This window comes from Streptomyces sp. NPDC000229 (assembly GCF_040300825.1).
Taxonomy (GTDB): domain Bacteria; phylum Actinomycetota; class Actinomycetes; order Streptomycetales; family Streptomycetaceae; genus Streptomyces.
The window spans coordinates 1-18,213 of the sequence record NZ_JBEPEL010000075.1 but is presented as its reverse complement, the minus strand read 5'-3'; the positions used below and the strand labels follow the sequence as shown (position 1 = coordinate 18,213).

Sequence of the window (18,213 nt, the reverse complement as noted above, 5' to 3'; positions counted from 1 at the left end):
CGGCCGGTCCGGTGAGCCGCGTGGTGCCCGGGGCGGCCGGGCGGGAGCGAGACCGGGCCGGGGCGGGGCGTCAGGAGTCCTTGCCGCGGCCCGTCATCGCGTCGCGGAGGCGGTCGACGAGGCCGACGCCGGGGGCGAGCAGCTTGTTGGCGGGGGGCTTGTCCGGGGCGGAGGGGTGCGGGCGGGTCGGGGCGGTCTTCTTGGCCTGGCGGACCTTGTCGCCGAGGTCGGCGAGCACGTCGGCGGAGCACGCCTCACGCAGACGCGGGAAAAGATTGTTCTCCTCGTCGGTGATGTGCGACCGGATTTCCGCCATGAGCCGGTTGACCAGCACGTCGAACTGCGGATTTCCCGCCTCGCACCCCTCCAGTTCCTTCATGATGCGCTCGGCGGTCGCATGATCGGCCAGTTCCTTCTCGGCGAGCGCGTCGCCTCCCGGGACGTGCTCGCGCACCGCCGGGTAGAGGTAGGCCTCCTCCGCGACCGAGTGGCGGACCAGCTCGATGGTGACCTGGTCGGCGTAGTGCTTGCGCCGGCTGTCGCCGGCCGGCAGTTCCTCGATGGTGGCGAAGAGTTCCTCCACCTCCTCGTGGTCGTTGCTCAATTCGGTGACGACATCTCCACCGTGTCCCATGCCGTTACTCCTCCGCGCGGGTTTTTCCGGATTTCCCCAATGAAACGCCGCCGCGCCCCCGCCCTGCGTATTGCGGTGCGCTCAGCGTGTCGCTCCCGCGCCGCCCGGGCGTGAGCTGCGTCATTTCCGTTCCCGGATTCCAGCGGTACGTTTTCCGTCCGCCTCCCACCCTGTGAATTCGGATGGATCAGCCGTGCCCGCAGATTTCTCGCTCTCCCCGCTCATAGCGGCGACCGCGCAGTGGCTGACACGCGCGTATCCGCCGGGCGGCGGCGCACTCGACCGCGCCCTGGCCGAGGCGCAGGCGCGGCAGGCCGTCACGGTCGCGGCGTGGCTGCGCTACCCGACCGCGATGGACGCCGCCCTGGTAGCCGTGGCGGGGCCGGGCGGCTCCGGGCGGCTCGACGGCGTCACGGGCGCGGACGCCGCGGAGACCGATGGCGACGAGGACGCGGAGGCGTGGCGTACCTGGGTCGACGAGGTCGTCGCGAGCTGGGCCGCGTCCCTGCTCAGCGAACCGGAGCTGGCCGCCGCCGCCACGGAGGCGCTCGCCGGGTCGGCGCACACGGCGGGCGCGCCGGTCCAGTTCCGGCGCCTGGTGGACCCCGACGAGCACGACCGGCGGGCCGCCACGCTCCTGCGCCACCCGGACCTGCTGGCGCCCATAGCCGAGCTGCACCGCGACCAGCTCGTCGCCCGGCTCGCCCCCGGACCGGCGTCGCTCACGGGCTGAACCACCCTTCCGCGGATCCACCGCCTTTCCCCCGCCGTTCCACGCGACAGGGCCGCCAGGACGCGTGATGCTGAAGCGGTGAACGGTTGGGAGAACAACGCGCCCACGCTCGGCGTCGAGGAGGAGTACTTCCTCGTCCACCCCGGCACGCGCGGCGTGGAACCCGCCGGCGCGCAGGTCGTGGCCCGGGCCTCCGCCATGGTCGGAGACCTGGTCTCCGGTGAGTTCACCGAGTACCAGATCGAGGGGAAGACCCCGCCGTGCGCGGGGACCGAGGAGCTGCGCAAGGAGCTGCACCGGGTTCGGGCGGCGGCGGTGGCGGCGGCGCGTGCCGAGGGGCTGCGCCTGTGCGCGTCCGGGACGCCCGTCCTCGGGGTGTCGCGGAGGGCGGACATCGGCGACCACCCCCGCTACCGCGCGGGGGCCGACCAGTACCGCGCCATGCTCGACGACTTCGCCATCAGCGCCCTCCACGTCCATGTGCACCTGCCGGACAAGGAACTCGCCGTCCTGGTGGGCAACCACCTCCGGCCCTGGCTGCCCCTCCTCGTGGCGTTGAGCGCGAATTCGCCCTTCCACGAGGGGCACGACACGGGTTACGCCAGTTGGCGGTCCGTCATCAGGAGCCGCTTCCCGTGCCTGGGGCCACCTCCGTACGCGGAATCGCTCGACCACCACGAACGGCTGGCCGCCGCCATGGCCGAGTCGGAGGCGATGCTGGAGCCCGGCATGCCGTTCTGGGACCTCCGGCCCAACCCGCGCCTGCCGACGCTGGAGGTCCGCTCCATGGACGTCCTCGCGGACATCGACGACACGGTGGCCCTGGCGGCACTGATCAGGGCGCTCGTGGTGACGGCGGCGGGCCAGGTCGTACGCGGCGACCCGGGCCCTCGCGGGTGCGCCGAACTGCTGCGCGCCGCCTACTGGCGCGCCGCCCGCGACGGCTGGCCCGGCAGTGGTGTGGACGCCCTCACCGGGCGCGTCCTGCCCGCCCCTGAGCAGGCGGAGCGGCTCGTACGGCATGTGCGGCCGGTGCTGGAGGCGTACGGGGACATGGGTGAGGTGTCGGCGTTCCTGCGGCGGCTCGCGGCCCGGGGGACCGGCGCCGAACGGCAGCGTGCCTGGGCCCGCGGCGAGGCGGGGCCGGCCGGGGTGGTGGACGCGCTGGTGCGCGCAACCGACTGCGTCAGCGTGCCGTGAGGGTGGTGACCAGGACGTCCCGGTGGGCGGACCTGGTCGCGTCGACGGGGCGGATCGGCGACACGCCGTGCAGGGTGGAGCGGTCGTCGCCCAGCAGCAGCGTGCCCCGCTCGCTGAGCGTGGTGGTGAGCACTTCCGCGCCGTCCAGGCCGTACACCGAGCTCTCGCCGCCGGTGGCGTTGTCCCTGCCGATCAGCAGGGACGTCACCAGGGTGACCCCGTCGCGGTGCCTCCCCTCCGGGGTGGGGGCGCCCTGGCTGTCGTCCGAGGCGATGACCCGGAACGGGTGGACCTTCACGCTCCAGTCGGCGGCGTCGTCCAGGCAGCCCGCCACGTCACCCAGCATCCTCAGCAGCGGCGTCAGCAGCGGATCGGCCACGAAGGCGTCGGTCAGGGGCTCGAAGTGCCGGTCCACGTCGACGTAGAGCGGGTTGGTCTCCTCCGGCTGTACGAAGGCGAGGTGCGGCAGCAGGGTCAGTTCCCCGGTACGGGAGAGGGAGAAGTGCCCGTAGCGGCGCAGCCGGCGCGTTCCCCGCTCGGCGGCGTACGTGTCCGGGGCGAGGTCTTCCCAGTGGGCGGCGAAGGCGGCCCAGTCGTGCTCGTCCGTCCCGAGGCATTCCGAGACGGCTGCCGGAGACATCACATACGCGCCCGTCGACAGCAGCGCCTCGTGGGCGGCGACGACCGGGGCGGTGTGCGTCGCGGTCCTGTCATTGGCCAGGTCGTCCATGGGTCCATGTTCCGTTGATGACCGGAAGTCCGCATCCGGCGTGCGTTCGAGCGTGTCCGCCGCGCCCCCGTGGCGCGCACCCGGGGCGTCCCGGCGTGCAGCCGCCATGCACTGTGGAGCGTGTCGGGGGCCGGCCTGGCGCCACCCGCCGCGCACCCGTGGCGTGCCCCGGGGCGTCCCGGCGTGCATCCGGCGTGCATCGGCGTGCGCCCGGCGCACTGGCGCACGCGCGGCGCGCGACCTGTGCACAGTCGGCTCACATCCTGCGCACCGTCGGCGCACCGTCGGCTCACATCCGGCACATGGCTGCGCGCCGCTCGCGGTGCCGTCCCGCGCCGACGGCAGATCGCAGCCGACCCCGGCCGACAGTTATCCACAGGCCTGGGCAGGCGGGGCAGGACCGCGTACGGTTTCGAGGCATGAAGATCCTTGTCAGCGCCGACATGGAAGGCGCCACCGGTGTGACCTGGCCCGCCGACGTGCTGCCCGGCACCTCCCAGTGGGAGCGGTGCCGGTCCCTGTTCACGTCCGATGTGAACGCGGCTGTGCTGGGCTTCTTCGACGGCGGCGCGGACGAGGTCCTCATCAACGAAGCGCACTGGACCATGCGCAATCTCCTGCTGGAACGGCTCGACGAGCGCGCCGAGATGCTCACCGGCCGGCACAAGTCCCTCTCCATGGTGGAGGGCGTCCAGCACGGCGACGTGGACGGCATCGCGTTCGTCGGTTACCACACGGGCGCGGGCAGCGAAGGAGTCCTCGCCCACACCTATCTCGCCAACTCCATCACCGGCGTCTGGCTCAACGGCGTACGGGCGAGCGAGGGCATGCTCAACGCCCATGTCGTCGCCGAGTACGGAGTCCCCGTCATCCTCGTCACCGGCGACGACCTGACCTGCGAGGACGCCCTCGCGTACGCGCCGGAGGCCCGCAAGGTCGCCGTGAAGGACTACGTCTCCCGGTACGCCGCGGTGTGCCGCACCCCCACCCGGACGGCCGCCGACATCCGCGCCGCAGCCAAGGACGCGACCGCTCTCGCCGTACGGTACGAACCGGTGCGCGGCGGGCCGTTCACCGTGGAGCTGGAGTTCGACGCGGAGCATCTCGCGGCAGCCGCCACCGTCGTTCCGGGCGTGGCGGCCAGTGGGGAACGGCGCGTCGCGTACACCAGCGAGACGATGTACGAGGCCATTCGCGCCTTCAAGGCGGTCACCACGATCGTCTCGGCCGCAGTGGAGGAGCAGTATGGCTGACGTGACGACACCGTTCGACACGGACTCGCAGGCGCTCGACGAGGTGGTGACCTTCACCTCCGAGCTCATCCGCATCGACACCACCAACCACGGCAGCGGCGATTGCCGGGAGCGGCCCGCCGCCGAGTACGTGGCCGAGCGGCTCGCCGAGGCCGGGCTGGAACCGGCTCTGTTGGAACGCACACCGGGCCGCACCAATGTGGTCGCGCGCATCGAGGGCACCGACCCGTCCGCCGACGCGCTGCTCGTCCACGGCCACCTCGACGTGGTGCCGGCCGACCCCGACGACTGGGACGTGCACCCCTTCTCCGGGGAGGTGCGCGACGGACTGGTGTGGGGCCGGGGCGCCGTCGACATGAAGAACATGGACGCGATGATCCTGGCGGTCGTCCGCGAGTGGGCCCGCCACGGCATCCGGCCGCGGCGCGACATCGTCATCGCGTACACCGCCGACGAGGAGGCCAGCGCCGCCGACGGCGCCGCCTACCTGGTGCGCCACCACCGGGACCTCTTCCAGGGCTGCACGGAAGGCATCGGAGAGTCCGGCGCCTACACCTTCCACGCCGGACCCGACCTGGAGATCTACCCGATCGGGGCGGGGGAGCGCGGCACCGCCTGGCTCAAGCTGACCGCCGAGGGACGGGCGGGCCACGGCTCGAAGGTCAACCGGGAGAACGCCGTCAGCCGCCTGGCCGAGGCCGTCTCCCGCATCGGCCGGCACGAGTGGCCGGTGCGGCTCACCCCGACCGTCCGCGCCGCCCTCACCGAACTGGCCGCACTCCACGGCCTCCAGCCCGACCTCGACGCGGACGACTTCGACGCCGACGCGCTGCTGGCGAAGCTCGGCCGCGCCGCCGCACTCGTCGAGCCGACCATCCGCAACAGCTCCAACCCGACCATGCTGCACGCCGGTTACAAGGTCAATGTGATCCCGGGCGTCGCCACCGCCCATGTCGACGGACGCGTACTGCCCGGTGGTGACCTGGAGTTCGCCGAGACGATGGACATGCTGACCGGACCGGACGTCGACTGGGAGTTCCAGCACCAGGAGATTCCGCTCCAGGCGCCCGTCGACTCACCGACGTACGCCAAGCTGCGTGCCGCGCTGGAGCACTTCGAGCCCGACGCGCACGTCATCCCGTTCTGCATGTCCGGCGGCACCGACGCCAAGCACTTCGCCCGGCTGGGCATCACCGGCTACGGATTCTCGCCGCTGCGGCTGCCCATCGGCTTCGACTACCAGGCGCTCTTCCACGGCGTCGACGAGCGCGTCCCGGTCGAGGCCCTGCACTTCGGCATCCGCGTCCTCGACCACTATCTGCAGACCGCCTAGGGGGAAGTCCGGACATGGTACCCACGGGGGCTTACGGAACCTGGCCGTCACCGATCGACGCGCGCATCGCCGCCGCGCACGACGGGCGGCCCGACTTCGTCGGCGTGGTCGGCGACGAGGTGTGGTGGACCGAGCCGCGGCCCGCCGAGGGCGGCAGACGCGCCCTGGTGCGCCGGCGGCCGGACGGCACCGAGGAGCCCGTGCTGCCCGCCCCGTGGGACGTCCGCAGCAGGGTCGTCGAGTACGGCGGGCAGCCCTGGGCCGGGGCGGTGCGGGAGGAGGCCGCCGGGCCGGTCGTCGTCTTCAGCCACTTCCCCGACCAGCGGCTGTACGTGTACGAGCCGGACGGCGACGGCGACCCGGCGCCGCTCACCCCGGTGTCCGGCGTCGGCGGCGGACTGCGCTGGGTGGATCCGGTCGTCCACCTGGACCGGGGCGAAGTGTGGTGCGTCCTGGAGGAGTTCACCGGCCCGGGACCCGGAGACGTACGCCGGGTCGTCGCCGCCGTGCCGCTGGACGGGTCGGCGGCCGACGACCGGGGCGCCGTGCGGGAACTGACCGACGACCGGTACCGGTTCGTCACCGGGCCGCGGCTCTCGCCGGACGGCCGGCAGGCCGTATGGCTCGCCTGGGACCATCCGCGGATGCCGTGGGACGGCACGTTCGTGCTGACCGGTGATGTCACGGACGGCGGACCGTTCACCGCCGTCCGGACGGCCGCCGGGGGCCCGGAGGAGTCGGTCTGCCAGGTCGACTGGGCCCTGGACGGATCGCTGCTGTTCGTCTCCGACGCCGGCGGGTGGTGGGAGCTTCACCGGATGAGGCCGGGCGCGCCACCGGTCGGGCTGTGCACGGGACGGACGGAGGAGTTCGGCGGGCCGCTGTGGAAGATCGGGCTGAAGTGGTTCCAGCCGCTGGACGACGGGACGATCGCCGTCATCCACGGCAGGGGAGCCACCAGCCTCGGCATACTCGACCCCGAGACCGGCCAGGTGGTCGACGCCCCGGGGCCCTGGACCGAATGGGCCTCCACGCTCGCCGGGCACGGGTCGCGCGTCATCGGTGTGGCGGCCAGCCCCCGCAGTGGCTACGAGGTCGTGGAACTGGACACCAGCACCGGGCGCACACGGGTCATCGGCTCCGCCCACGACGACTCCGTGGACCCGGCGTACTACCCGGAGCCGCAGATCCGCACCTTCACCGGGCCGGACAACCGGGAGATCCACGCCCACATCTACCCGCCGCACAACCCCGACCGGATCGCACCCGGCGACGAACTGCCGCCCTATGTGGTCTGGGCACACGGCGGCCCCACCGGACACGTCCCGCTCGTCCTGGACCTGGGGATCGCGTACTTCACCTCGCGCGGGATCGGTGTCGCCGAGGTGAACTACGGCGGATCGACCGGGTACGGCCGGTCCTACCGCGACCGGCTGCGGGAGCAGTGGGGGGTGGTCGACGTCGAGGACTGCGCCGCCGTCGCGGAGGCGCTCGCCGCCGAGGGCACCGCCGACCCGGCCCGGCTCGCGATCCGGGGGGACAGCGCGGGCGGCTGGACCGCCGCGGCGTCGCTGGCCGCCACCGACGTGTACGCCTGCGGCACGCTGCTCTACCCGGTGCTCGACCTGACCGGGTGGGCGGAGGAGACGCACGACTTCGAGTCCCGCTACCTGGAGTCGCTGATCGGGCCGCCCGAGGACGTTCCCGGCCGCTACCGGGAGCGCGCGCCGCTCTCCCAGGTCGAGCGGATCACCTCGCCGTTCCTGCTGCTGCAGGGGCTCGACGACGTGATCTGCCCGCCCGCACAGAGCGAGCGGTTCCTGGCGGCGATGGCGGGGCGCGGCATCCCGCACGCGTACATCGCCTTCGAAGGGGAGGGGCACGGCTTCCGGCGGGCCGACACCGTGGTGAGAGCCCTGGAGGCGGAACTCTCCCTGTACGTCCAGGTCTTCGGCATCAGCCGGCTCGACGTCCCGCCGCTGGAGCTGAGGAAGTGACACTCACGCCCCTGACGAGGCCCTCGCGCCTGCGGCCCGGTGACCGGGTCGCGGTCGTGTCGCCCAGCGGCCCCGTCCCCGAGGACCGCCTCCGGGCCGGGTTGGACGTCCTGCGCGGCTGGGGGCTCGACCCCCTGGTGATGCCGCACGTCCTGGACGTGCACCCGGAACTCCCCTACCTCGCGGGGTCGGACGAGGACCGCGCCCAGGACCTGACGGATGCGTGGTGCGACCCGTCCGTCTCCGCGGTCATGTGCGCCCGCGGCGGGTACGGCGTGCAGCGCATGGTCGACCTGCTCGACTGGACGGCGATGAGGGCTGCCGGGCCCAAGGTGTTCATCGGCTACAGCGATGTGACGGCGCTGCACGAGGCGTTCGCCGTACGGCTGGGGCTGGCCACGCTGCACGGGCCGATGACCGGGGCCGTCACGTTCCTCAAGGACGACCCCACCCGGGAGTCGCTTCGGGCCACGCTCTTCGAGCCCGAGACGGTACGGGTCCTGGGCGCCGGAAGCGCCCGGGCCATGGTTCCCGGGCGGGCCCGGGGCGTCACCCTGGGCGGCTGCCTGGCCCTGCTCGCCGCCGACCTGGCCACCCCGAACGCCCGCTCTTCCGTGCGCGGCGGCCTGCTCCTGCTGGAGGACGTCGGCGAGGAGCCGTACCGACTGGACCGTATCCTCACCCAACTCCTGCGCGCGGGGCGGCTCGACGGAGTCGCCGGTATCGCCCTCGGTTCGTGGGAGGAGTGCGGCCCCTACGCCGAGGTCCGCGCCACCCTCCTGGACCGGCTGGGTCCCCTCGGTGTACCGGTCGTCGAACACCTGGGCTTCGGCCACAGCCCCACCAACCTGACCGTGCCCCTCGGCGTCCTGGCCACCCTGGACGCCGACGCGGGCACCCTGACACTGGACGAGCCCGCACTGCGCTGACAGGGCGGCGGCCGGTCCTCCTTGTTGAACATCCGTCAAGAAACCTTGTCCAGGGCCGTTGACGTGGATCTGACACGTGTCACACGATGGGCGCGGCCCGGTACTTACCGGTCGGTATGTGTCCTCACCCGTGGAGGCCCTCGTGTTGTCGCGCGCCCTGCCCCGGCTTCGTCGGTCCCTGGTTCTCGCGGCCGGTGCCGCGCTCGTCGCACCGCTCGCGGTGACCGTACCGCCGGCCGCCGCCGCGGCCGCCCCGGTGCCGGGGCGGTTCACCGTCACGGCACTGACGTTCACCGTCGAGGCGGGTGGGCGGAGCTGTGCCGTGGACGCCGATCTGTACCGGCCCGCCGGGGTGGATGCCGGCAACCGGGCGCCCGCCGTACTGGCCACCAACGGGTTCGGAGGGAGCAAGTCCGACGGGTCCACCGACGCCATCGGCAAGGCGTTCGCCGAGCGCGGCTATGTCGCCCTCGTCTACTCGGGGCTCGGGTTCGGCGCATCCGGATGCCTGATCTCGCTCGACGATCCGCGCATCGACGGCACGGCGGCGTCCCGGCTCATCGACTTCCTCGGCGGCACACGCGCCGCCGACGACGGCACCAAGGCCGACTTCGTCACCACCGACGGACACGGCGACCCCCGGGTGGGCATGATCGGCGGCTCGTACGGCGGTGCCGTGCAGATGGCCACGGCCGCCGTCGACCACCGCGTCGACGCCCTCGTCCCGGTGATCACCTGGCACGACCTGGCGTACTCGCTGGACCCCAACAACGCCTCGCGGACCGTCCCCGGGGCGTTCAAGTGGCAGTGGTCCAACGGGTTCTACCTGATGGGGGAGGGGCAGCCGCTCCTCGTGCCGAACCTCGACCCCTCGCGGATCAACAAGCTGGGCTGTCTGCACTTCGTCACCCGCGCCTGCGACACCGTCCGGCTGCTCAACTCCGGCCGCTACCCGGCCGGCAGGACGCAAGCCATGCTCGACTTCGCGCGCAGCGTGTCGCCGGTCTCGTACCTCGACAAGGTCAAGGCACCGACGCTCCTCATCCAGGGACAGGCGGACAGCCTGTTCACCCTCAATGAGGCACAGGCGAGTTACGAGCAGCTCAAGGCGCGGGGCACCGAGACCAAGATGATCTGGCAGTCGTGGGGCCACAGCGGCGGGCTCACCGACCCCGCCAGCGGCGAGCTCAACCTCGGCGAGGGCAACCTGGAGACCAGCTATGCCGGGCGGCGCATCCTCGCCTGGTTCGACCGCTACCTGCACGGCAAGGCGGGCACGGACACGGGGCCGGACTTCGCGTACTACCGCGACTGGCAGACCGGTTACGGCACCGCGGCCACCGTGCCGCTGCTGTCGCGGACGCTGTACCTGTCCGGCGACGGCAAGCTCGTCGACAACCGCGCCAAGGTGGCGCGGGGCGCCCGGGAGTACCGCAACCGCCTGGTGCCCACCAGCCATTCCGAGTTCTCGCTCGCCGGCCTGATCGGGCTTCCCGACCCCGAGCCGTACGACACCAAGGGCACCTACCTCGGCTGGACCAGCGAGCCCCTGAAGGATCCCGTCGACGTCGTCGGCGCCCCCAGGGCCACCCTCCGTGTCATCTCCCCGACGACCGAGCGGGTGCAGCACTCCGGGGACGCCGCCGACAAGCTGGTGCTCTTCGCCAAGGTGTACGACGTCGCCCCCGACGGCACGCAGACCCTGGTCAACCGGCTGGTTGCGCCCGTGCGGGTGCCCGACGTGACACGGGCCTTCACCGTGGACCTGCCCGGCATCGTGCACCGGTTCGAGACCGGTCACCGGCTCCGGTTCGTGATCGCCGCGAGCGACTCCGCGTACTTCGGCAACCGCGGCATCAAGCCGGTGACCGTCACCAGTGACCCGAAGGACACCGGTGTCCTCCGCCTTCCCGTCGTCGGCGGGAAGGCGGGATGAGGGCTACCGGGACAGGGCGGCGTAACCCGGGCGGATCACCTCGTCGATGATCCGGCGGCGCTCGGGCAGCGGCAGGAACGCGGCCTCGACGGCGGCGACCGTGAACTCCTCGAAGACCTCGGGGCCGTAGCCGAAGGCGTCCACCATGTGCTGGAACTCCTGGCTCATGGTGGTGCCGGAGACCAGACGGTTGTCCGTGTTCAGCGTGATGCGGAAGCCGAGGCGGCGCAGCTGGTCGATCGGGTGCGTCGCGTAGTCCTTGGCGGCGCCCGTCTGGAGGTTGGAGGTCGGGCAGACCTCCAGCGCGATGCCGTTGTCACGGACGTACGCGGCCAGGTGGCCGAGCGTGGCCGTGCCGTCCTCGTGCACCTGGATGTCGTCGGTGATCCGCACGCCGTGGCCGATCCGCTCGGCGCCGCAGACCTGGACGGCCTCGTGGATGGACTCCGCGCCGACGGCCTCGCCCGCGTGGATGGTGAAGTGGCAGTTGTGCCGCTTGAGGTGCTGGAAGGCCGGCAGGTGGCGGGCCGGCGGATTGCCGATCTCGCCGCCCGCGATGTCGAACCCGGCCACGCCCCGCTCGCGGTGGGCGACGGTCAGCTCGGCTATCTCCAGCGAACGGTCCGTGTGACGCATACCGGTCAGCAGCGTGCCGACGGTGATCCGCCCGCCGGTGCGGCGCTCGCCCTCCCGGAAGCCGTCGTTCACGGCCTCCACGACCTCGTCCAGGGTCAGGCCGGCCGCCAGGTGCTGCTCGGGGGCGTACCGCACCTCGGCGTAGACGACACCGTCCGCCGCCAGGTCCTCGGCGCACTCGGCCGCGACGCGGAACAGCGCCTCGCGGGTCTGCATCACCGCACAGGTGTGGGCGAACGTCTCCAGGTAGCGCTCCAGCGAGCCGGAGTCGGCGGCGTCGCGGAACCTCTCGCCGAGCGCGGCCGGGTCCTCGGTCGGCAGACCGGTGTAGCCGCAGTCGCGGGCCAGCTCGATGATCGTGGCGGGGCGCAGGCCGCCGTCCAGGTGGTCGTGGAGGACCGCCTTGGGAGCACGGCGGATCCAGTCGGCGGCGGGGGCCCCGGTGGTGGCGGGAGCGTCGGCGGGGAGGTTGTCAGACAAGTGCATGGGGCGGGAGTGTACGGCACACCGGGACCCCGGCGCCGTGACCCACCTGACAGGCTCAGTTCGACTGGAGGACCGGGAGCGCCGCCGCGCCCGTGGGCAGCATGTGCTTGGCCGCGAGGACCGGGGTGTCCCCGGCGCGTACGACCTGGGTGATCAGTACGGCGGGGGTGTCGGCGGGCCGGCCCAGCTGTTCGCCGCGCCGCTGCCCGACCAGCGTCGCCGTCACGCTGCTGTGCGCGCTCAGCGGCACTCCGCGCGAGGACGAGGCGAGTACCGCGAGCATCGACGTACGGGCGGCGTCCGGGCCGCCCGCGACGGTCTCCAGTGCCCGGGCGAAGGCCGGGTGCGCGGTTTCCAGGACGTCCTCGGCGGCCGCCCACTCCTGGCTGAGCGCCGCCGCCGTACCGTCCGCGGCCAGCAGCGACTCCCAGAACCGCAGCCGGGCGCGGGCGGCTGCGAGCAGGTGCTGGGCGGTGAAGTCGGTCGGTTCCTCGACCGCCCGCAGCAGGGCGCGCACGCGGACCGGGGCGCCCGCGCCGATCAGCTCCTCCAGGGGCTGGATGTGCTCGAAGCCGCGCCGGGGCGGGCGGTCGGCGACGGTCCGGCCGACCCCGCGGCGTACCGACAGCAGGCCGTCCTCCTGGAGCAGCAGCAGGGCCTCGCGCAGGGCCGGACGGCTCACGCCCAGCTCGGCGGCGAGCCTGGGTTCGGAGGGGAGGGTCGAACCGGGCGGGTAGGTGCCGGCGTGGATGGCGTCCACGATCCGCTCGTACAGCACCACCACCGGTCTCCGCTGCTCCGTGCGGCTGACCACCATTGCCCCTCCTCGGCTCACTTGTCTGCAAGCTATGCCCCCGCGGGTGGCCTCGGCAATGGTGTCCGGTATCGATTCAGCGGCACTGATCTGCGAAAACTCGAAAAGTTGGCTGGAGGGTCTTGACGTTTACGCGCGTAGATCTCAATCTGACTCAGCAGCACTTGTCTGACAAGGGCAAGCGGCGTGCCGTTTCACCGATCTCGACATGACATCCAAGGCAAAGGGGCCGACATGTCCATCTCGCTCGGCCGGACACGTTCCGGAGCCGAATCCGACCTCGCGGGCCGCGGCCCCATGCTGCTGGCGATGGTCCTGGCCGTGCTCGGCTACCAGATCAACGCGACCATGCTCAGCCCCGCACTGCCCGATGTCATCGAGCGCCTCGGTACCACCACGGCCGCCGCCGGTCTGTCGCAGACCCTCTTCTTCCTGATGGCCGCCATCGGCCAGGTCACGCTGGCCCGCCTCAGCGACCAGCGCGGCCGCAAGCCGATGATGATCGTCTGCGCGATCGTCCTGATCTTCGGCAACCTGCTCTGCGTCTTCGCGCCCAACATCGAGATCTTCATCGTCGGCCGCGTCCTCCAGGGCATCTCCGCCGCGATGTTCACCCTCGCCTTCCTCACCCTGAACCAGCTGCTCACCCCGGCCGGCTTCGGCAAGGCAGCCGGCATCATCACCGCCGTCAACGGCGGCCTCGCCGGTGTCGACGCCATCGCGGGCGGCCAGATCGCCGACACCATCGGCTTCCGCGGGATCTTCGTCTGCTCCACCCTGATCGCGGTCGCCGGCCTGATCGGCGTACGCCGGTACGTTCCCGACGTCCCGCCCACCACCGGCGCCGACGCCCGCTTCGACGCCCGGGGCATCTCCGCCCTCGCCCTCGGCCTCACCGGCATCCTCGTCGGCCTGGCCCAGGGCGGCGCATGGGGCTGGACCTCCGCGCTCACCCTCGGCTTCCTGCTCGGCGGCCTCGCCTCCCTCGTCTTCTTCGTCGTCTCGCAGAAGAGCGCCCCCAACCCGGTCATCGACCTCGACGTCCTCGCCTCCCGGCGCGCCTGGCCGCTGCTGCTGACCACGGTCTGCACCCTCGGCGGCGCCTTCGGGGCGATCGCCCTGACCATCCCGCTGTTCTCCCAGGACACCCGCGTCGGCCTCGGCCTGACCGCCGTCACCGCCGCGATCCTCTTCCTCACCCCGATCCAGCTGATCGGCGTGATCTCCGCACCCCTGACCGGCCGCCTCGGCCCGAAGGTCGGCTGGCGCACCGTCGTGGTCGTCGGCGCCGTCGCCAACTTCGCGATCTTCGTCTTCGCCACGCTGTTCCTGCACAGCGAGTGGATCCTGGTCACCGCGCTCGCCGCGCTGGGTGTCACGTACGGCGGATTCATGCTCACCGGCCTCAACGGCCTCGCCGTCACCACCGCTCCCAAGGACAAGCCCGGTTCGCTCTCCGGCCTCAACGGTGCCTGCTTCGGTATCGGTGCCTCGCTCGGCATCGCCCTCGCCTCCGCCATGATCAGCGCGGGCAGCGACGCCCAGGGCGTCACCGAGGCCGGCTACCAGCACGCGATGTACGCCGCGCTCGCCCTGCTCGGCATCGGCGTCGTCACCGCACTGCTCATCCAGCGCCCCGACCCGGCCGACACCGCGGACACCGACGAGCCGCAGCTGGTCGTCACCCACCACTGATCACCCGTACGGCCCGCCCCACCGCCCCCGTGCCGCCAGGATCTGCACACCCTGGTGGCCGGGGGCGGCAGGCGTTCTTCCACCTGAAGGAGGCAACGGTGAAGCGTGCGGCCACGGTGACGGCGGGGATGGCACTGGCCCTGACGGCGACGGTCGGGACGGCGACGGGCGGGACGGCGATCGCGGCGGCCGTCGCAGGCCCGCCGGTGCCGGACTTCATCGGCAAGGGGCTCATGACCGTCTTCACCACGATGGACCACCGCACGAAGGTCGAGGTGCGCGACGCCAGCGGCTACGACCGTACGGTGCTGTGGCCGTCGAACTGGAAGGTCTGCTCCCAGCACCCCGCCCCCGGCACGGACCTCGGCGGCCGCACGCTCGCCGTCGACGTGATGAAGAAGGGCGAGAAATGCCCGCGGAAGAGCCGGGCGGCCCGCCCGGACGACGCCCGCTGACGCCCTCGCTATCCTGACCGGATGTCCGCGAACGGCGCCCGACCTCCGTACCTGGCCGAAGGCCCGCACGTCGGCATCCGCCACCTCACCTACGAGGACGCCGACGAGTTCACCGCCCGGGCCCGCGAGAGCAGGGACCTGCACCGGCCGTGGCTCTTCCCGCCGGAGACCGCCCAGGCGTACGCCGCCTACGCGCGTGCCCGCATCGATACCCCGGACACCGAAGCCCTCCTGGTCTGCGAGCGGGAGGCGGGCGGCGCGATCGCCGGGTACATCAACATCAACAACATCGTCCGCGGCGGCTTCCTCAACGGCACCCTCGGCTACGGCGCCTTCGCCCACGCGGCCGGCCGCGGCCTGATGAGCGAAGGGCTCGGCCTGGTCCTCCGCCACGCCTTCGGCCCGCTCGGCCTGCACCGGCTGGAGGCCAACATCCAGCCGCGGAACCACTCCTCGGTCGCGCTCGTCCGCCGCGCCGGGTTCCGGCTGGAGGGATTCTCCCCGGCCTTCATCTTCGTCGACGGCGCCTGGCGCGACCACGGGCGCTGGGCGATCACGTCCGACGAGCTGATTGCCCGCCCCGCCTGACGGCACGGAAGACGAACCGCATGCGGAACATCGTGGTCATCGACGCCCCGTCCAACCTGGGCCTGCATCCAGCTCGGCGCCTCGCTCGCGCTGAAGCGGCTCGGCCGGTACGGGCTCGCCGCCATCGACGCTTCCGCCGACTTCCGGCACCCCGGCAATTCCGACCGGATCGGCGCGGCCGCCGGTGAGGAACTGGCGATCGCCACCGGACGCGGGCAGGACGACCTCACCGACATCGACGGCCTCAAGCCCTATCTGCGCGACGAGGACGTCCGGCTGTTCGGCATCCGGGACCACGACGAGGAGGACCGCACGGAACTCGCCGAGCTGAAGATCCCCACCGTCACGGTCGGCGAGATCCGCGAGTGGGGGGCCGCCGACCTCGCGGGCGCGGTCGTCCAGACCCTGGAGATCCCCGCCCTCGACGGCTTCTGGGTGCATCTGGACGCCGACGCGCTCGACCCCTCCGTCATGCCCACCGTCGACAGCCCCGACCCCGACGGGCTGCTCCCCGACGAACTCGCCCCGCTGCTGCGGACACTGGTGCGATCCGAGCAGTGCGTCGGGCTCAACGTGACGATCTACGATCCCGACCTCGACCCCGACGGCACGGCGGGCGCGCTGCTCACCGACCTCGTGGTCGATGCCATGACCGGCGACTGACACACCCTGGCCGGGTAGGGCGTCCACCGTGTTCCATGGTCGTCATGACCGTGCGACGAGCCGTACTGACCCTCCCGGCCGCCCCGTTGGGCCCGGAGAACCCGCTCCCCGCCCTCAGCCCGCTCGACCGCCCCCGCACCGTCGACGACGCCACCCGGCGGGCCATGCCACCCGAGATGGCCCGCCAGACCGGCTACGAGCCGCTGCGCACCCCGCTCCCCACCCGGATCCTCGACGGGTACGGGCGTGAACGCACCGAGACCGACTTCGACGCGATCGTGATCGAGAACGAGCGGCTCCGGGTCACCGTGCTGCCCGGCCTCGGAGGCCGCGTCCACTCGCTGCACCACAAGCCGACCGGCCGTGAACTGCTCCACCGCAACCCGGTGTTCCAGCCCGCCGCCTTCGCCCTCAACGGCGCCTGGTTCTCCGGCGGCATCGAGTGGAACATCGGCGCCACCGGCCACACCGCCCTCACCTGCGCCCCGCTGCACGCCGCCGTCGTCCCGGCGCCCGACGGCGGCGACATGATCCGGCTGTGGGAGTGGGAGCGGCTGCGCGACCTGCCCTTCCAGGTCGACCTGTGGCTGCCGGACGGCTCCGACTTCCTCTACGCGGGCGTACGGATCCGCAACCCGCACGAGCGGCCCGCCCCCGTCTACTGGTGGACCAACATCGCCGTGCCCGAGGACCGGCGGATCCTGGCCCCGGCCGACGAGGCCTGGCACCACGGCCCCGCACACACCCTCCGCCGCGTCCCGGTCCCGTACCAGGACGGTGAGGACCGCACGTACCCGCGGAACAGCGCCCACTCGGGCGACTGGTTCTACGAGGTGCCGGACGGCTCACGCAAGTGGATCGCGGCGCTCGACGCGGACGGCGACGGGTTCGTCCACACCTCCACGGACCTGCTGCGGGGCCGCAAGCTGTTCGTATGGGGCCACGGCCGGGGCGGCCGGCGCTGGCAGGAGTGGCTCACCGGGCCGCGCGCGGCGGGCACGGCGGGGGAGCGGGGTGCACCCGGTTACGCCGAGATCCAGGCCGGGCTCGCCCGCACCCAGCTGGAGCACCTGAAACTCGACCCGGGCGGGGAGCTGAGCTGGCTGGAGGCGTACGGGCCGCTGGGCGCCGACCCGCGCGCCGTGCACGGCACGGACTGGGCCGCGGCGCGTGCGGAGGTCGCACTGCGGCTGGAGGAGCGGCTGCCGAGGGCGGACGTCGACGCCGCGTACCGGTCGTGGCGCTCGCGCGCCGACACCGACCCCGGCGCGTGGCTCGCCACCGGCTCGGGATGGGGCGCGCTCGAAGTGCTGCGCGGCCGGTACGAGCTGCCCGGTACGCCCTTCCCGGAAGCGACCCTCGGTGAACAGCAGGAGCCGTGGCGGGAGTTGATGCGTACGGGGAAGCTGCCCGCCCCGCCCCCGGGCGCGCCGCCGGGCCCCTCGCTCGTCGCGCGGCACTGGCGGGACATGCTGGAGACGGCGCCGGCGGAACCGTACACCGAGTATCACCTGGGGGTTGCCCAGTGGCACGCGGGCGACCGCGCCCAGGCCGTCCGAAGCTGGGAACGCGGCCTGGGCGGCAGCCGGGTCAGGTGGCCGATGCTGCGCTGCCTGGCCGTCGCCGACCGCGAGGGCGGCCACCCCGAGCGGGCCGCCGATCGGTACGCGGAGGCGTTCGACGACCTGTGCGCCACCGGCACGGACGACACGCCCGCGCTGGCGGCACTCGCCCGAGAGGCACTGGACGCGCTGCTGGTCGCCGGCCGGCCGGACACCGCCCGCCAGGTGTGGGCACGGCTGCCGGCCGCGGTACGGGAGCGGGGCGCGTTCCGGCTGCTCGAAGCCCGGCTGCTGATCGCCGAGGGCGACCGGGCCGGAGCGAGGGCCGTGTTCGACGCGGGTTTCGAGGTGCCGGACCTCCGGGAGGGCGCGGAGACCCTGGGCGAGATGTGGGCGGCCCTGACGGACGAACCGCTGCCGTACCGCTACGACTTCCGTATGCGCCCGCGGGCGGACGGGGCCTGAAGGGCGGCGGGCGGGTGACCGTGTCACCATGGGGTGCTTGGCAGGGACGGTGAAGTGGGCTCGTGCCTGCTGGGTCTGGGCTGTGGGTGTCTGCGTCATGGGCC

At 72.6% G+C, this 18,213-nt stretch carries 15 protein-coding genes and 1 pseudogene; 12 read left to right on the top strand and 4 right to left on the bottom strand.

The features are described 5' to 3' along the window. Positions 1 to 70: 70 nt before the first annotated feature. Complete coding sequence (locus tag ABT360_RS27975; protein WP_351822225.1) at positions 71 to 634, bottom strand: hemerythrin domain-containing protein; 564 nt, start codon at positions 632 to 634, stop codon at positions 71 to 73. A 193-nt stretch (positions 635 to 827) separates the two neighbouring features. On the opposite strand from ABT360_RS27975, the gene ABT360_RS27970 reads away from it, so the two are divergent. Both ABT360_RS27970 and ABT360_RS27965 read left to right on the top strand, forming a co-directional pair. Then, the gene (locus ABT360_RS27970; protein ID WP_351822222.1) at positions 828 to 1,367 is read left to right on the top strand and encodes a hypothetical protein; all 540 of its coding nucleotides are present in this window, start codon (positions 828 to 830) and stop codon (positions 1,365 to 1,367) included. A 78-nt stretch (positions 1,368 to 1,445) separates the two neighbouring features. Next, positions 1,446 to 2,567 carry a carboxylate-amine ligase gene (locus ABT360_RS27965; RefSeq protein WP_351822219.1) on the top strand — a complete coding sequence of 374 codons (1,122 nt, stop codon included), beginning with the start codon at positions 1,446 to 1,448 and terminating at the stop codon, positions 2,565 to 2,567. Here the strand turns inward: ABT360_RS27965 and ABT360_RS27960 are convergent. After that, entirely contained in the window at positions 2,554 to 3,297 is a 744-nt protein-coding gene (locus ABT360_RS27960; protein WP_351822216.1) for a 2OG-Fe dioxygenase family protein, read from the bottom strand. The genes ABT360_RS27965 and ABT360_RS27960 overlap by 14 nt on opposite strands. 419 nt (positions 3,298 to 3,716) lie before the next feature. Here ABT360_RS27960 and ABT360_RS27955 point away from each other — a divergent pair, with 419 nt between their 5' ends. The 5 genes from ABT360_RS27955 (at position 3,717) to ABT360_RS27935 (ending at position 10,745) form a co-directional block, all read left to right on the top strand. Beyond that, positions 3,717 to 4,550, top strand: a complete 834-nt coding sequence (locus ABT360_RS27955) for a M55 family metallopeptidase (protein WP_351822213.1) — start codon at positions 3,717 to 3,719, stop codon at positions 4,548 to 4,550. Continuing rightward, positions 4,543 to 5,883, top strand: a complete 1,341-nt coding sequence (locus tag ABT360_RS27950) for a M20/M25/M40 family metallo-hydrolase (protein ID WP_351822210.1) — start codon at positions 4,543 to 4,545, stop codon at positions 5,881 to 5,883. Before ABT360_RS27955 ends, ABT360_RS27950 begins: the two co-directional genes overlap by 8 nt. Before the next feature lie 14 nt (positions 5,884 to 5,897). Further along, a complete protein-coding gene (locus ABT360_RS27945) occupies positions 5,898 to 7,880 on the top strand; it encodes a prolyl oligopeptidase family serine peptidase (protein ID WP_351822207.1) in 1,983 nt (660 codons plus the stop codon). Next, positions 7,877 to 8,809, top strand: a complete 933-nt coding sequence (locus tag ABT360_RS27940; protein ID WP_351822204.1) for a S66 peptidase family protein — start codon at positions 7,877 to 7,879, stop codon at positions 8,807 to 8,809. The genes ABT360_RS27945 and ABT360_RS27940 overlap by 4 nt, the downstream gene beginning before the upstream one ends. A gap of 145 nt (positions 8,810 to 8,954) precedes the next feature. Next, the gene (locus ABT360_RS27935) at positions 8,955 to 10,745 is read left to right on the top strand and encodes a CocE/NonD family hydrolase (RefSeq protein WP_444852334.1); all 1,791 of its coding nucleotides are present in this window, start codon (positions 8,955 to 8,957) and stop codon (positions 10,743 to 10,745) included. Between the two features lie 3 nt (positions 10,746 to 10,748). Here ABT360_RS27935 and ABT360_RS27930 read toward each other — a convergent pair whose 3' ends face one another. Both ABT360_RS27930 and ABT360_RS27925 read right to left on the bottom strand, forming a co-directional pair. Next, positions 10,749 to 11,867 carry an adenosine deaminase gene (locus ABT360_RS27930; protein WP_351822201.1) on the bottom strand — a complete coding sequence of 373 codons (1,119 nt, stop codon included), beginning with the start codon at positions 11,865 to 11,867 and terminating at the stop codon, positions 10,749 to 10,751. A 55-nt stretch (positions 11,868 to 11,922) separates the two neighbouring features. After that, positions 11,923 to 12,684: a GntR family transcriptional regulator gene (locus ABT360_RS27925; protein WP_351822198.1), complete on the bottom strand. Its 762-nt coding sequence runs from the start codon at positions 12,682 to 12,684 to the stop codon at positions 11,923 to 11,925. 231 nt (positions 12,685 to 12,915) lie between these two features. Between ABT360_RS27925 and ABT360_RS27920 the strand changes: the two genes are divergently transcribed. The 5 genes and pseudogenes from ABT360_RS27920 to ABT360_RS27900 all read left to right on the top strand — a co-directional run bounded on the left by ABT360_RS27920 (position 12,916) and on the right by ABT360_RS27900 (position 18,109). Further along, positions 12,916 to 14,376: an MFS transporter gene (locus ABT360_RS27920; RefSeq protein ID WP_351822195.1), complete on the top strand. Its 1,461-nt coding sequence runs from the start codon at positions 12,916 to 12,918 to the stop codon at positions 14,374 to 14,376. Positions 14,377 to 14,474: 98 nt separating this feature from the next. Continuing rightward, positions 14,475 to 14,831 (top strand): hypothetical protein, encoded by a 357-nt coding sequence (locus ABT360_RS27915; RefSeq protein WP_351822192.1) that lies wholly within the window; start codon positions 14,475 to 14,477, stop codon positions 14,829 to 14,831. A 21-nt stretch (positions 14,832 to 14,852) separates the two neighbouring features. Then, positions 14,853 to 15,419, top strand: a complete 567-nt coding sequence (locus tag ABT360_RS27910; RefSeq protein WP_351822189.1) for a GNAT family N-acetyltransferase — start codon at positions 14,853 to 14,855, stop codon at positions 15,417 to 15,419. 66 nt (positions 15,420 to 15,485) lie between these two features. Next, a pseudogene (locus ABT360_RS27905) lies at positions 15,486 to 16,082 on the top strand (arginase family protein); the annotation flags it as partial. A gap of 35 nt (positions 16,083 to 16,117) precedes the next feature. Continuing rightward, entirely contained in the window at positions 16,118 to 18,109 is a 1,992-nt protein-coding gene (locus ABT360_RS27900) for a DUF5107 domain-containing protein (RefSeq protein ID WP_351822186.1), read from the top strand. Positions 18,110 to 18,213: the final 104 nt, after the last annotated feature.

What these genes read in the sequence shown, in the direction of transcription:
- ABT360_RS27960 (WP_351822216.1), bottom strand. Translation starts at nt 3,297, where the DNA reads ATGGACGACCTGGCCAATGACAGGACCGCGACGCACACCGCCCCGGTC.
- ABT360_RS27950 (WP_351822210.1), top strand. Translation starts at nt 4,543, where the DNA reads ATGGCTGACGTGACGACACCGTTCGACACGGACTCGCAGGCGCTCGAC.
- ABT360_RS27975 (WP_351822225.1), bottom strand. Translation starts at nt 634, where the DNA reads ATGGGACACGGTGGAGATGTCGTCACCGAATTGAGCAACGACCACGAG.
- ABT360_RS27900 (WP_351822186.1), top strand. Translation starts at nt 16,118, where the DNA reads ATGGTCGTCATGACCGTGCGACGAGCCGTACTGACCCTCCCGGCCGCC.
- ABT360_RS27910 (WP_351822189.1), top strand. Translation starts at nt 14,853, where the DNA reads ATGTCCGCGAACGGCGCCCGACCTCCGTACCTGGCCGAAGGCCCGCAC.
- ABT360_RS27925 (WP_351822198.1), bottom strand. Translation starts at nt 12,684, where the DNA reads ATGGTGGTCAGCCGCACGGAGCAGCGGAGACCGGTGGTGGTGCTGTAC.
- ABT360_RS27955 (WP_351822213.1), top strand. Translation starts at nt 3,717, where the DNA reads ATGAAGATCCTTGTCAGCGCCGACATGGAAGGCGCCACCGGTGTGACC.
- ABT360_RS27930 (WP_351822201.1), bottom strand. Translation starts at nt 11,867, where the DNA reads ATGCACTTGTCTGACAACCTCCCCGCCGACGCTCCCGCCACCACCGGG.
- ABT360_RS27945 (WP_351822207.1), top strand. Translation starts at nt 5,898, where the DNA reads ATGGTACCCACGGGGGCTTACGGAACCTGGCCGTCACCGATCGACGCG.
- ABT360_RS27920 (WP_351822195.1), top strand. Translation starts at nt 12,916, where the DNA reads ATGTCCATCTCGCTCGGCCGGACACGTTCCGGAGCCGAATCCGACCTC.